The sequence below is a fragment of the Caballeronia sp. LZ035 genome (assembly GCF_031451175.1).
Taxonomy (GTDB): Bacteria; Pseudomonadota; Gammaproteobacteria; order Burkholderiales; family Burkholderiaceae; genus Caballeronia.
Genome location: NZ_JARUXS010000004.1, coordinates 1,383,862 through 1,396,883, shown reverse-complemented (window position 1 = coordinate 1,396,883; position 13,022 = coordinate 1,383,862). Strand labels below are relative to the sequence as shown.

The following is a 13,022-nucleotide window of genomic DNA, read 5'->3' as shown; positions in this document are numbered from 1 at the left end:
TCACGCAACAAGGAAACGGCATCACGAGGAATCACGAAACAGGGCTCATCGCGCTTCGCTTGCTGCATCCGTGAACCAGTCAGGGAGAGATCCATGGACAGCCTGCTTGTCGTGATCGTCGTCGGTGTCGCCTCGCTCGTATTTTATGGCGTGCTGCTCGGGTGGATTTGGTCGCTGCGGCCGCGTGAAAGCAATATCGATCCTTCCGTGAAGAATCAGCGGTGACTGTCATTCGGAGCAACACGATGGACGCGTTTTATCTGTATCTCGAACTCGTGGCACTGACCATACTGATCTGGCTTTGTTACGACAAACTCAAGCCCGTGGTCGCAAAGCCGCTGGGATGCAAGGAAGTCATGCAGGGCGGGGTCGATCCCGCGATCAGGCGCCGCTTCCGAATGCTCCGCGCGCCGCTGCGATCGCGACGGTTACGCCGCAATCGATCGTCTTCGGCACGATGAGCGTGGCCGAGTTGCCCGCGAGCAGCGCACAAGGCTCGCAGACGCCATCGACGTTCAGGTGCTTGCGTGTGTGATGGGAGCGCGCCGTGTGCGGCGCCTGCGCGATCTCCGCGCCGCTGAAGAAGCGCAACGGCAGATGGTGGCGTGTGCAGAAGGCGAGCAGACCGGCTTCGGCGCGCTTCGTGTCGATGGTGGCGACCATGGCGATATCGCCGAATGCATGCGGGCCGAGCGCGGCTTGCACTGCGTGTTCGATGGCATCGGCGCTCGTGCCTCGCCTGCAGCCGATGCCTACGGCGAGCTTCGAGGGGAGCGGCAAGGCGCGATCGATGGCGTGATTCATCGCGAGGCGGGTGGGTAGTCGAGGGGCGAGTGGGGATTTTAACGTGCAGTGCATGAACGTTTCCTGGAACGCGACGCCCTTCAAGTTTCCTCTTCCAGACAGGCTACCGTATCAAAACCCCCGTGTTAAAATTTGCGTCCGGCTTGCCTGACAAGGCTTTGCGGCATTTCGCTCCGGTCTCGACCGTGCAAGGATCTGCGCACCGTCCTCGCCAGCCACGCACGCGAAACGCGCAAGATCATCCCGCCGCGCCTCACGCATCCCCAACGCCACACCACCCCCGGAGCCACGATGCAAACCCGCAAGATTCCCGTTACCGTCGTGACCGGCTTTCTCGGCAGCGGCAAGACCACGTTGATGCGGCATATCCTGTCCAACGCACAGGGCAAGCGCATTGCAGTGATCGTCAACGAGTTCGGCGAACTCGGGATCGACGGCGAGATCCTCAAAGGTTGCGGCATCGGCTGTGACGACGAATCCGCTTCCCCGGACCGCAATCTCTACGAACTCGCCAACGGCTGTCTCTGCTGCACCGTGCAGGAAGAGTTCTATCCCGTAATGGAACAGTTGCTCGAACGGCGCGACAGCATCGACCACGTGCTGATCGAGACCTCGGGTCTCGCGTTGCCCAAGCCGCTCGTGCAGGCGTTCAACTGGCCGTCGATCCGCAACGCCTTCACCGTCGATGCAGTCGTCACCATGGTCGATGGCCCCGCCGCCGCGAGCGGCCAGTTCGCGGCGAACCCGGTCGCCGTCGATGCGCAGCGCAAGGCCGATCCGAATCTCGATCACGAATCGCCGCTGCATGAGCTGTTCGAAGACCAGCTTTCGTCGGCGGACCTCGTCATCGTCAACAAGACCGACCTGATGGACGCCGAGGCCCTGCACAAGGTCGAAGCGCTCGTGCGCCCCGAGATCCCCGCTGAAGTGAAGATCGTGCCCGCGCACATGGGCAAGCTCGACATTCATGCATTGCTCGGTCTCGAAGCGGCCTCGGAAGAGACCATTCACCTGCGCCACGATCATCATGGCTCGCCCGACGAAGCGGGTCACGCCGATCACCACCACGACGAATTCGATTCAGTCGTCGTGCACGCACCGGTTGCCTCGCGCGAACAGGCGATCGCCGCGTTGCAGGCGCTCGTCGGGCAGCACACGATCTATCGCGTGAAGGGTTTCGCCGCGTTGCCGGGCGCGGCCATGCGGCTCGTGGTGCAGGGCGTCGGGCAACGTTTCGACAGCTACTTCGATCGTCGCTGGGAAGCGCACGAAGACCGGCAGCAGAGCCGCTTCGTGCTGATCGGCGAGGACTTGAGCGCGGACGCGTTGCAGCCCGCCTTCGAAGCCGCGCTCGCGAACGCTTCCGTGCAGGCGTAACCCGCCATGCATCTGCTGCGCACGACTCCGGGCGGTTTCGTCGACGACGCGCAGGGCGTCATGCGCATCGAGCAGACCCGCGCGCCGATCGTCATTCTTAGTTCCGCCGATACCACGCTTGCCTTGCTGGCAAGCGTGGTGCCGCGTCTGGAGCCCGGTTTCCCCGAGGTGCGGCTCGCGAATCAGGCGTTCCTGCGCCAGCCGGCTTCCGTCGATTTCTACGTCGACGATGTCCTGAGTCACGCACAGGTCGTGGTCGTCGATCATCTCGGCGGCGAATCGTACTGGCCGTATGGCATCGAGCGCCTCGTGACGCTGGCGAACCAGCAGCGCCAGATGCTCGCGATGTTCTCGGGCGATCTCACGGAAGACCCGAACCTGATCGCCAGAAGCACCGTCGACCCGGCGTTCTGCCGTCAACTCTCGCGCTATCTGCGCGAAGGCGGCGCGCGCAATGCGGAAGCGTTCCTGCGCGCCATCGCGCGGCGTGCTCTGGATTACGGGACCGAACCGCCGCCGCCGGCCGCGCTGCCCGCGGTAGCGATCTATCATCCGGAACACGAGATCGCCACGGTCGCGGACTGGCAGGCGCGCTGGACGAAGGACGCACCGGTCGTCGCCATCCTGTTCTATCGCGCGCATTTGCAATCGGGCAACACGGCCGTATTCGATGCACTCGTCGAAGCGCTCGAACGGGAAGGCCTGAACCCGCTCCCGATCGCCATTGCATCGCTGAAGGACAGCGTGAGCCGCGAAGTGGTCGAGCGCGTCTGCGCCGAACATCACGCGGCGCTCGTGCTGAATACCACGGCATTCGCGGCGGGCGTGATCGGCGAGAGCGAGGCGTTCGAAGTCGCGGGCGATGCACCCGTGCTGCAGGTCATCCTGAGCGGCGGCAATCGTGAGGACTGGCAGCAGTCCAATCATGGCCTGAACTCGCGCGATGTCGCGATGCACGTGGCGCTGCCCGAAGTCGATGGCCGCATCATCACGCGCGCGGTGAGCTTCAAGGGTCTGGCGTATCACTGCAAGCACACACAGGTCGATGTGGTGCGCTATCAGGCCGACGAGGAACGCGTGCGTTTCGTCGCCGAACTGAGCCGGCGCTGGTGCAGGCTGCGCCAGGCGCCGAATGCGCAGAAGCGTATCGCGCTTGTGCTGGCGAACTATCCGGCCAGCGAGGGACGCATCGGCAATGGCGTCGGGCTCGATACGCCGGCATCGGCCATCGGCATTCTGTCGATGCTCGCGCGCGAAGGCTATCGCGTCGGCCCGATTCCGGCAGATGGCGACGCGCTGATCGGCATGCTGACGGAAGGCGTGACCAACGACCCGCTCGTGCGCGACCTGCGGCCCGCGTTGCAGAGCCTGTCGATGGCGGATTACCTCGACGCGTATCGCACGCTGCCCGCCGACGCGCGCGCCGCGCTCGAAGCTGTCTGGGGCGCGCCGGAAGACGATCCCACCGTGCGGCGTGGCCGCTTCATGATCGCGGGGTATCGCTGCGGCGAAGTGTTTGTCGGCATCCAGCCCGCGCGTTCGCGCGAACGCAACGATTACGCGAGCTATCACGACGCTGAACTCGTCCCGCCGCATGCGTATCTGGCGTTCTACTTCTGGCTGCGCATGCGTTTCCAGGTGGATGCGATCGTGCACGTCGGCAAGCACGGCAATCTCGAATGGCTGCCGGGCAAGAGCGTCGCGTTGTCTTCATCATGCTGGCCCGATGCGATTCTCGGCCCGATGCCGCATCTCTATCCGTTCATCGTCAACGATCCGGGCGAGGGCAGCCAGGCCAAGCGCCGCGCGCAGGCGGTCATCATCGATCACCTGATGCCGCCGCTCACGCGCGCGGAGAACTACGGGGCCTTGCAGGACCTCGAACGGCAGGTCGACGAATACTACGAAGCGCTGATGGTGGATGTGCGCCGCGCAAAGCTGTTGCGCCAGTCCATTCTCAGGACCATCGTCGAGAACCGGCTGCATGAGGAACTCGGGCTCGATGCTCCGCGCGACATCGCGGGCGAAGACACGTTGCTGACGCGCGCCGATGCCTATCTCTGCGAGTTGAAGGAAGCGCAGATCCGCGACGGCCTGCATGTCTTCGGCGTGTCGCCGGAGGGCACGCAGCGGAGCGACACGCTGCTGGCGCTCGGGCGCTTTCCTGTCGGCGATGCACAGGGCGCGAACGCCAGTCTCATCACGGCGCTCGCACGCGATCTGCAACTCGGCGATGGCTTCGACCCGCTCGACTCGGACTGGGCCGCGCCATGGACGGGTCCGCGTCCGTCGGCGCTAATGGCATTGAGCGATGCCCCGTGGCGGCATCATGGCGACACGCGCGAACGCCTCGAATGGTTAGCGATGCAACTATTGTCGGACGACGCACAGGAGGCGCCCGGCGCGCATGCGTCGCTGGTGCTCGGGCGCTTGCGGCGCGAGGTGCTACCGCGCCTCGATGCCTGCGGACCGCAGGAACTGCTGCAACTGAAACGCGGGCTCGAAGGACGCTTCGTGCCGCCGGGTCCGAGCGGTTCGCCTTCGCGCGGCCGTCCCGATGTCTTGCCCACAGGCCGCAACTTTTATTCGGTCGATACCCGCGCATTGCCGACTCAATCCGCCTGGTCGCTCGGACTCAAGTCGGCGAATGCGCTGGTCGAGCGGCATGTTCAGGATCACGGCGATTTTCCGCGGGCCATTGGCTTGTCCGTGTGGGGCACGGCGACGATGCGCACCGGCGGCGACGACATCGCACAGGCGTTTGCGTTGATCGGCGTGCGGCCGAAGTGGGCGGCGGGCAGCCATCGCGTGACGGACTTCGAGATCCTGCCGATCTCGATCTTCAACCGGCCGCGCATCGACGTGACGCTGCGGGTGTCGGGCTTTTTCCGCGACGCCTTCGCGAACCTGATGCATCTCTTCGACGCCGCCGTGCAGGCCGTGGCCGCCCTCGACGACGAGCCCGCCGACGTCAATCCGATCCGCGCGCGCATCCTGCGCGAACGCGACGAACTGATGGCGCGCGGCATGGACGCCGACGCGGCGCGGCGGCAAGCGGGCTGGCGCGTGTTCAGCACGAAGCCGGGCGCGTATGGCGCGGGCCTTCAGGAACTGATCGACGCGAAGCAATGGCAGACGGACGCCGATCTCTCCGCCGCTTATCAAAGCACGGGCGGCTATGCGTATGCGCAGTCCGGCGATGGCGTGGAGGCGCGCGCAAGTTTTGGCACGCGGCTCTCGACGCTCGATGTCGTGTTGCAGAACCAGGACAACCGCGAGCATGACCTGCTCGATTCGAACGACTATCACCAGTTCCAGGGCGGCATGGTCGCGGCCGTGCGCTATCTGTCCGGCGTGCAGCCGCAGGCCTATAACGCCGATCACAGCAATCCCGCCGCGCCCCGCGTGCGAACGCTGCATGAGGAAATTGCGCGCGTGGTCCGTGCGCGGGTCGTCAATCCGAAATGGATCGACGGCGTGAAGCGGCACGGCTACAAGGGCGCGTCTGAAATGGCCGCGACGGTCGATTACCTGTTCGGCTATGACGCGACCGCGCGCGTGGTGTCCGATCATCAATACGCGCTCGTCACCGATGCCTATGTGAACGATCCCGCCACGCGCGACTTCATCGCGCGGCACAATCCGCACGCGCTGCAATCGATCTGCGAGCGGCTGCTCGAAGCCATGGAGCGCGGTCTGTGGCAGCACCCCGCTGATTATCGCGACCAGGTCGAGCGGCATCTGCTCGATGTCGAGCAACGCATCGAGGGCCGACAGTCTTGAATCCACCTCTTTCTTCTCCGGTATTTCCGTTCGCTGCGCTCGTCGGTCAGGACGGCTTGCAGCAGGCGCTGTTGCTGGCGGCGGTGGATCCGTCGATCGGCGGGGTGCTGGTCAGCGGGCCGCGCGGCACGGCGAAGTCCACGGCCGCGCGCGCGCTTGCCGAACTGTTGCCGGAGGGGCGGCTCGTGAGCCTGCCGCTCGGTGCGAGCGAGGAGCAACTGATCGGCACGCTGGATTTGCAGAGCGCGTTGCGTGACGGCGGCGTGAGCTTCTCGCCGGGTTTGCTCGCGAAGGCGCATCTCGGGGTGCTGTATGTCGATGAAGTGAACCTGCTGCCGAATCCTCTCGTGGATCAGTTGCTGGATGTCGCGGCGAGCGGGGTGAACATCGTCGAGCGCGACGGCATTTCGCACCGCCATGACGCGCGCTTCGTGCTGATCGGCACGATGAATCCGGAAGAGGGCGAATTGCGGCCGCAACTGCTGGACCGGTTCGGGCTGGCGGTGGAAATGAGCAACTGTTTCGACGCGGCCGTGCGCCAGCGGATCGTCAAGGCGCGGCTCGAATTCGATGCCGATCCCGCAGCCTTTCGTGCGCGACATGAAGCGGCACAGGCGGCGCTGCATGCACGCATTCATGCGGCGCGCGCGGCGCTCGCCTCCTTCACTTTCGACGACGGCGTTCACGCGCGTGTGAGCGAACTGTGCATTGCGGCGCATGTGGACGGACTGCGCGCCGACCTCGTGATGCTGCGCGCGGCGCGCGCGCTGGCGGCGCTGGAAGGCGCCGCCGATGTCACGGTCACGCATGTGGAGCGGGTGGCGGATGCGGTGTTGCGGCATCGCAGGCGCGAGGATGAAGCGTCTGCGTCTTCTTCTTCCTTGCCGCCTCCGGACCGCGATCCGGCGCCTACCCAAGCTGATTCCGGCGATAGCGATTGGGGCCATCTTCCGCCCGAGCCTGCCGGCATCACGAAGATCAAGCACGTAAGGCCGCTCGCCGCAAAAAAAGCCTGAACCATCGAAGGCTTGACGCGGATGCCGGAGAGCATCGTCTTCGATGGAAAGCGGCGCGTTCACCCGGCCGTCATGTCTCGCGTGAGGGCGATGCAAGCGTGTCCATCGACTGGCCGGCTACGTTACGCGCCCGGCGCGCGGCGCGTCTTCAGCCGGAGCATTTGCGGGTTCGACGCAAGCAAGGCGAAGCCGCTGCGTTGCATTGTTTCGTGCTGGATTGCTCGGCCTCGATGCTCGCGGGCGAACGTCTCGCGCGCGCGAAGGGCATGCTCGTCGCAATGTTTGATCGCGCGTATCGCGAGCGTGCGGAGATTGCGCTGGTGTGTTTCGGCGGCGGGCGTGCTGAAGTGCGTCGTCAGCCGGGCGCGGCGCATGTCTTCAACGAGCGCTGGATCGCGCCGATCGGCGGCGGCGGGGGTACGCCGCTCGCGCTCGGGCTTGCGCGTGCTTCGGCGCTGCTGACGCGTGCGGCACGGCGCAGGCCATCGCAGCGGCGCTCGCTGTGGCTGCTGACGGACGGGCGGACCAATGAGCAGCCGGATCGGCCACGGGATGCGGACCGGATTGTGGTCGTGGATTTTGATGAGCATTTGGTGCGCGTGGGACGGTGCAGGGCGTTTGCGCAGGCGTGGGATGCGGAGTATGTGACGGCGGGGGACGCTGTGTCGACGGGGTGATGCGATTCTTCTGAATTCGTCGCAGAAAGCCTTCGCGTCATTGTCAGTGAATCGATTCGCGACCAGAATGCCGCTCAATCTGACTTCCGCTGAGACCGCTGCATGCATCAATCTGTTGCTTCCGAGTCGCGGCGTGCGGCAACGGTTCTACGACGCTTCATGGCTTGCATGGCGTTTATCGGCTCTCCAGTTGCCGCCGACTCGCCGGAAGCGCCCCAACGCACCTACGCCGACAACTACAGAGACATGGTGCTGGCTACCTGCATCGCAACGGCCTACGACAGCAGCGCGGACGCACGAATCGATTCCGGAAGCAGCGTCAGTGCGCTGCGTGACTGGACCTACTACGATCTCGACCGGACGCCCCAGGCCATCACGTCACTTGTGAAGGCTTACCTTGAACGGGACTATCACAGCCCGCTTGCCGAAGCCGAAACGAACGGCCTCGACATTCGCTTCGACTTCCTCAAATGCCTCGACCTGTATCACAGCGAGGATCTGGACCGTCTGGTGAAGGCCATGGTGATCGACCCGAACCGCCGCATCCACTCACCCTCACACGGACGCTTCACTCATACCACCGCGGCGTATAAACCCAGTCGCCCACCGTCCGCGTGGTTGATGATCCGACGATAACCATCGTCCGCATATCGACGAGATCGCTGGTCAGCGCGCCCAGCGTCACGATGCGCAGGCGTTCCCCCGGACGGCCGATGTCCCGTCCCAAGACGACTGGCGTCTCCGTCCGTCGATGCTGCCTGACGATCTCCATTGCGCGGTCGAATTGCCAGGGCCGTGCCTTCGATAGCGGGTTGTAGAAAGCCATCACCAGATCGGCCTCGCCGGCATGCGCGATGCGTTTCTCGATCACGCTCCACGGCTTCAGGTTGTCGGACAGCGAGAGCACGCAGAAGTCGTGACCGAGCGGCGCGCCCGCCCGCGCCGACGTCGCCAGCGAGGCCGACACGCCCGGCACGATCGCAAGCTTCACCGCGTGCCAGTCAGTACGATCGGCGCCGCCGTTGTCGAGCGCTTCGAGCACCGCCGCGGCCATGGCGAACACGCCCGGATCGCCCGACGACACCACGACCACACGCCGTCCCTCGCTCGCCAGTTCGAACGCATGTCGCGCGCGCTGCAATTCCTCGCGGTTGTCGGTCATGTGCGCGCGCTGGTCGTCGCGGAACGGCCCGGCCATGCGCACATAGGTTTCGTAGCCGAGCACGTCCTGCGCTTCATCGAGCGCACGGCGCGCGGCCGGCGTCAGCAAGTCGGCGCTGCCGGGGCCGAGGCCCAGCACCGTCAACGTGCCGCGCATACGGCCGATGGCAAGCGCATCGACCGGCTTATCCGCGACGTGCAGCGCGACGCCGTTCGAGCCGGCAACGTCGAAGGGCGCGGCATCGCACAGGCGCAGTGGCACGCCGAGCGCATGCGCGGCATCGGTGAGCGCTTCGAGTGATGCGTGCCACGGGGGGGCAATCAGCGCGGCCAGCGCGAGCGGCGCGAGTCCGCGTTCGCGCAACGCGATGCGCACACGTTCCGCGATATCGTCTGCGATGCCCGCATCGTCGATCCAGGCCAGCACGCAGCGCGGATGAATCACGAGACTGTCCGGCGTGGCCGTGGCCGCGCCATACGGCGTGATGCGCACGGTGAGACGCGCGTCGGCGGCGCGTGGCAGCGGCGTGTCGTCGAGCCAGGGCGCGTGGCCTTCGATGCGCGTCGTCTCGCCCGCCAGCAGCCCGGACACGAAGCGCTTGCCTTGCTCGAGGTCCGCCAGCGCATAGCCCTCGGGCGGCGCGAGCAGGCATTGGCCGAAGCGCAGTTCGCCGCTCGTCGTGATGGCAGGCGCGACCTGCAAGCACGCGGCGATCTCGCGTGCCAGTACATTCACGCCGCTGATGCCGCCGAGCAGCGGCACGACCGCGCTGCCGTCCTGGGCGACGGCCAGCACCGGCGGTTCCGCGCCCTTGTCGGCAAGACACGGCGCGAGCGCGCGGATCACGATGCCCGCGGCGCACAGCGCGACCACCGGCGTGCCCGCCGCATACAGCGAACGCAGGTGCGCGCCGAAATCGTCATAGGCGATGTCGGCGGCGTGCGGATCCACGCGGCTCGCCAGCCCATGGATGAGCGCGCCGGGAACCTGCGCCTGGATGCGTCGCGCGGTGTCGAGCGCGGCGCTGCCCAATACGACGATCGCCGGCGCAGTCACGCCCGTCAAGCCTGCCATTTCTTCCCCGGCACGACGAGCAGCGAGAAATACGGCGACGCCATCGGATCGACTTCATCGAGCGCGACGATGCGCTGATTCGCCATCGTCGCCCGTTCCACGTAGAGCGCGCGGTCGTCGAGGCCGAGTTCGGCCAGCACGCGGCGCACTTTCTCGAAGTTGCGGCCGAGCTTCATGATGACGGCCGCGTCGGCGGCTTCGAGACGGCGCTTCAGGTCCGCTTCCGGCAACACGCCGGACAGCACCGACAAACTCTGGTTGCGATACACCAGCGGCACGCCGAGCACTGCGACGCCGCCCAGCATCGAACACACGCCGGGCACGACCTCTGCCTCGAAACGCGTCGCGAGGCGGTCGTGCAGATACATGTACGAGCCATAGAAAAAGGGATCGCCTTCGCAGATCACCGCGACATCGCGTCCGGATTCGAGATGGCCCGAGATGTCGAGGGCCGCGTCGTCGTAGAACGCGCTGATGATGGTCTCGTAGCAAAGCGGCGGTTCGAGCGCTTCGGTCGTGACCGGATAGACGAGCGGCAGACGGGTTTGCGCCTCGTCGAGATGCGACTCGATGATGCCGAACGCGTTGCCCTTCTTGCCCTTCGCCACAAAATACGCGACCACCGGCGCGGCCTTCAGCAGGCGCAGCGCCTTCAGCGTGAGCAGTTCCGGATCGCCCGGACCGACGCCCAGGCCATAGAGACGTCCGCTCATCATTCGACCTCCGAGGCCAGCGCGTTCACGGCGGCGGCGGCCATCGCGCTGCCGCCGCGCCGGCCGAGCAGCGCGACATACGGGATGCCGCGGCTGTCGGCGGCGAGCATCGCCTTCGACTCCGCCGCGCCGATGAATCCCACCGGAAAGCCCAGGATCAGCGCGGGCCGGGGGGCGCCGGCGTCGAGCATGTCGAGCAGATGGAACAGGGCCGTCGGCGCATTGCCGATCGCGACGATCGCGCCTTCGAGGTCCGGCCGCCAGAGTTCGAGCGCCGCGGCCGAGCGCGTGTTGGCGAGCGCGCGGGCGCGGTCGGGAACCGAGGCATCGGCGAGCGTGCAGATCACGCGGTTGGCCGCCGGCAGGCGCGCACGCGTGATGCCTTCGGCGACCATGCGCGCATCGCACAGGACCGGCGCACCGGCCGCGAGCGCGCGGCGGCCGGCCAGGCCCGCACCGGGCGAGAAGCGCAGGTCGCTCACGATATCGACCATGCCGCAGGCATGAATCAGCCGCACCGCGAGCTTTTCGAGATCGGCGGGGACGGCGGCGAGGTCGGCTTCGGCGCGGATCGTCGCAAACGACTGGCGATAGATCTCCGCGCCGTCGCGGATGTAGTCAAGCATCGGTCGTGCTCCGGGCGAGCCGTTCGGCCGCCTCTTCGATAGTCAGGTTGCAGGCAGCGAGATGCTCGCCGCGATAAAGGTCGTAATGTCCCGGCGTGCGCGCCAGCAGCGTTGCCTCGACCGGATGCGCCGCCGCGCACGAACGCTCGCAGCCGCTCAGATGCACCTGCGTCAAGGCGTGCGCAGGCAGGAGCGGGGCCAGGCGCTGGGCATCGGCTTTCGTGTCCGCGCGGCTTTTGGCGCAGCCGGCGGAACCGGCGCACGCGATCAGGCGCGCGAACGGGTCGCGCGGTTCCGTGGCGAGGCCCAGCGCGCGCAGTTCACGCAGGACGTCGTGTGCGGCGTGCGGCGCGAGGTCAGGGATCAGCACGCTTTGCCATGGCGTCATCGCAAGACGGCCCGAGGCGTAGGTCGTCGAAAGGGCGGCGAGGGCATCGAGTGTGGCGGCGTCGAGGCGTCCAAGCGGGGCTTGTGCGCCGGCGTAGGCGTTCGTTTTCGTATTCGTATCGGCGTGCGCGCCGAGGCGCCGCGTGGCGTCGGACGAGGCGCGTCGCCAGGAATGCAACGCCGTCTCCGTCTCGGGGAAGGCGAGGGCATGTGTGCCGGCCCGCGCCAGCAGATCGCGCATGCGATGCTCGTCGGGCTGTGCAAGCGCAAGGAAGCGGCGGAGTACACCGGTCACGAAGGGGACGACATCGTTACGAGGAATCACGCCGAGCGCGGGCGCATCGTGCTGGTGTCGTGGAATCGTGCCGGCGAGACCGAAGGCGAAACGCGCGCCGCCATCGAGCGCGGCAAGCCACACGTCATGCGGATGATCGAGCATCGCGAGTTGCTCGCCGCCATCGAGCTGCAGCGCGAATTTCGGCGACAGCGCATACAGCGCGGCATCGGCCTGCATCGCGGCGATGAGATCGGCAGCGAGTGTGCGCGTGGCGTCGCTCGCGAGCGGGCTCAGCATCAGGTTGCGGATGTCGTCGGCGCTTTCGGTCGCGGGCGCCAGGCCCGCAGCGGAAGCGATGTCGACGAGGCGCGCGTGGGCGTCGGCGCGAATGCCGCGCAGTTGCAGGTTCGCACGATTGGTCACTTCGATCACCCCGGAACCGCACTCGCGCGCCGCGCGCGCCACGGCTCGGGCGGCGTCGGCGCTCAGTGCGCCGCCCGTCAGGCGCAGGCGCGCGAGACCGCCATCGCGCGCGGGCACGACACGCATCAGCCCCGGACACGCGGAGGTGCGGGGTGCGGTCGCAGGCACGGGATGGTCGAGTGAATTCAAAGGCATGGCCCGTGAGGTTTCGCAGGTGATGTGCGAACCGGATGACATGGTCCGGTTGGCGTCGCGCGAAAACGTTCGGTTGGCAAGTCGCCAGGCTCGCAGGTCGTCATTCGCGCCAGGGGTTCATGTGCGGCAGTGGCACGGACTCGCTGCGTACAATTTCCAGGCTCCGCCGGCGTTCCCAAAATATGCCGCAAAGCCTTGTCAGGCAAGGCAGGTCCGAATTCTAACATCGAACATCGTGCCCCAAACCGGTGCTCGGCATGCACGCATGGGCGCATGAATGTCATCAGGATGCGGGTCATTAGCGCGATTCGATGGCCGCTGAAGAAATGAGTCAAGGCTGTTGGGCAAGCATTTCTTGCGCTTGTATGTGTGCGGGCATTTTCTTCAGGCGGCATTTGAATTCGTGACACAAAGCGACACACAGGCTTTTGTTATCGCGATATTTTTGACGGATTGTTTGATGACACGGAGACGTGACCCATGATGCATTTGCCCGTCCAGAAGTCCT

Annotated in this window: 11 protein-coding genes; 6 read left to right on the top strand and 5 right to left on the bottom strand. The window is 66.1% G+C overall.

Annotated features, from left to right (window positions below):
* Positions 1-93 precede the first annotated feature (93 nt).
* Entirely contained in the window at positions 94-225 is a 132-nt protein-coding gene (locus tag QCE88_RS36805; RefSeq protein ID WP_309910540.1) for a hypothetical protein, read from the top strand.
* A gap of 156 nt (positions 226-381) precedes the next feature.
* Here the strand turns inward: QCE88_RS36805 and QCE88_RS36800 are convergent, their stop codons facing one another.
* A complete protein-coding gene (locus QCE88_RS36800; protein ID WP_309910539.1) occupies positions 382-804 on the bottom strand; it encodes a cobalamin biosynthesis protein in 423 nt (140 codons plus the stop codon).
* Positions 805-1,095: 291 nt separating this feature from the next.
* On the opposite strand from QCE88_RS36800, the gene cobW reads away from it, so the two are divergent.
* The 5 genes from cobW (at position 1,096) to QCE88_RS36775 (ending at position 8,293) form a co-directional block, all read left to right on the top strand.
* Positions 1,096-2,181 (top strand): cobalamin biosynthesis protein CobW, encoded by a 1,086-nt coding sequence (cobW, locus tag QCE88_RS36795; protein WP_309910538.1) that lies wholly within the window; start codon positions 1,096-1,098, stop codon positions 2,179-2,181.
* Positions 2,182-2,187: 6 nt separating this feature from the next.
* Complete coding sequence (cobN, locus tag QCE88_RS36790) at positions 2,188-5,964, top strand: cobaltochelatase subunit CobN (protein ID WP_309910536.1); 3,777 nt, start codon at positions 2,188-2,190, stop codon at positions 5,962-5,964.
* The gene (locus tag QCE88_RS36785; RefSeq protein ID WP_309910534.1) at positions 5,961-6,980 is read left to right on the top strand and encodes an ATP-binding protein; all 1,020 of its coding nucleotides are present in this window, start codon (positions 5,961-5,963) and stop codon (positions 6,978-6,980) included. Before cobN ends, QCE88_RS36785 begins: the two co-directional genes overlap by 4 nt.
* Before the next feature lie 104 nt (positions 6,981-7,084).
* A complete protein-coding gene (locus QCE88_RS36780; RefSeq protein WP_309911035.1) occupies positions 7,085-7,657 on the top strand; it encodes a VWA domain-containing protein in 573 nt (190 codons plus the stop codon).
* A 102-nt stretch (positions 7,658-7,759) separates the two neighbouring features.
* Entirely contained in the window at positions 7,760-8,293 is a 534-nt protein-coding gene (locus tag QCE88_RS36775) for a type VI secretion system amidase immunity protein Tai4 (protein ID WP_309910532.1), read from the top strand.
* Here the strand turns inward: QCE88_RS36775 and cobJ are convergent.
* Genes cobJ through cobG form a run of 4 tightly spaced genes read right to left on the bottom strand, consistent with a single transcriptional unit; the run spans position 8,226 to position 12,514 of the window.
* Entirely contained in the window at positions 8,226-9,893 is a 1,668-nt protein-coding gene (gene cobJ / locus QCE88_RS36770) for a precorrin-3B C(17)-methyltransferase (protein ID WP_309910530.1), read from the bottom strand. The genes QCE88_RS36775 and cobJ overlap by 68 nt on opposite strands.
* Positions 9,881-10,609, bottom strand: coding sequence for a precorrin-2 C(20)-methyltransferase (locus tag QCE88_RS36765; protein ID WP_309910529.1), 729 nt, complete (start codon positions 10,607-10,609; stop codon positions 9,881-9,883). The genes cobJ and QCE88_RS36765 overlap by 13 nt, the downstream gene beginning before the upstream one ends.
* Positions 10,606-11,232: a precorrin-8X methylmutase gene (locus QCE88_RS36760; protein ID WP_309910528.1), complete on the bottom strand. Its 627-nt coding sequence runs from the start codon at positions 11,230-11,232 to the stop codon at positions 10,606-10,608. The genes QCE88_RS36765 and QCE88_RS36760 overlap by 4 nt, the downstream gene beginning before the upstream one ends.
* Positions 11,225-12,514: a precorrin-3B synthase gene (gene cobG / locus QCE88_RS36755; RefSeq protein WP_309910527.1), complete on the bottom strand. Its 1,290-nt coding sequence runs from the start codon at positions 12,512-12,514 to the stop codon at positions 11,225-11,227. The genes QCE88_RS36760 and cobG overlap by 8 nt, the downstream gene beginning before the upstream one ends.
* Between the last annotated feature and the right edge of the window lie 508 nt (positions 12,515-13,022).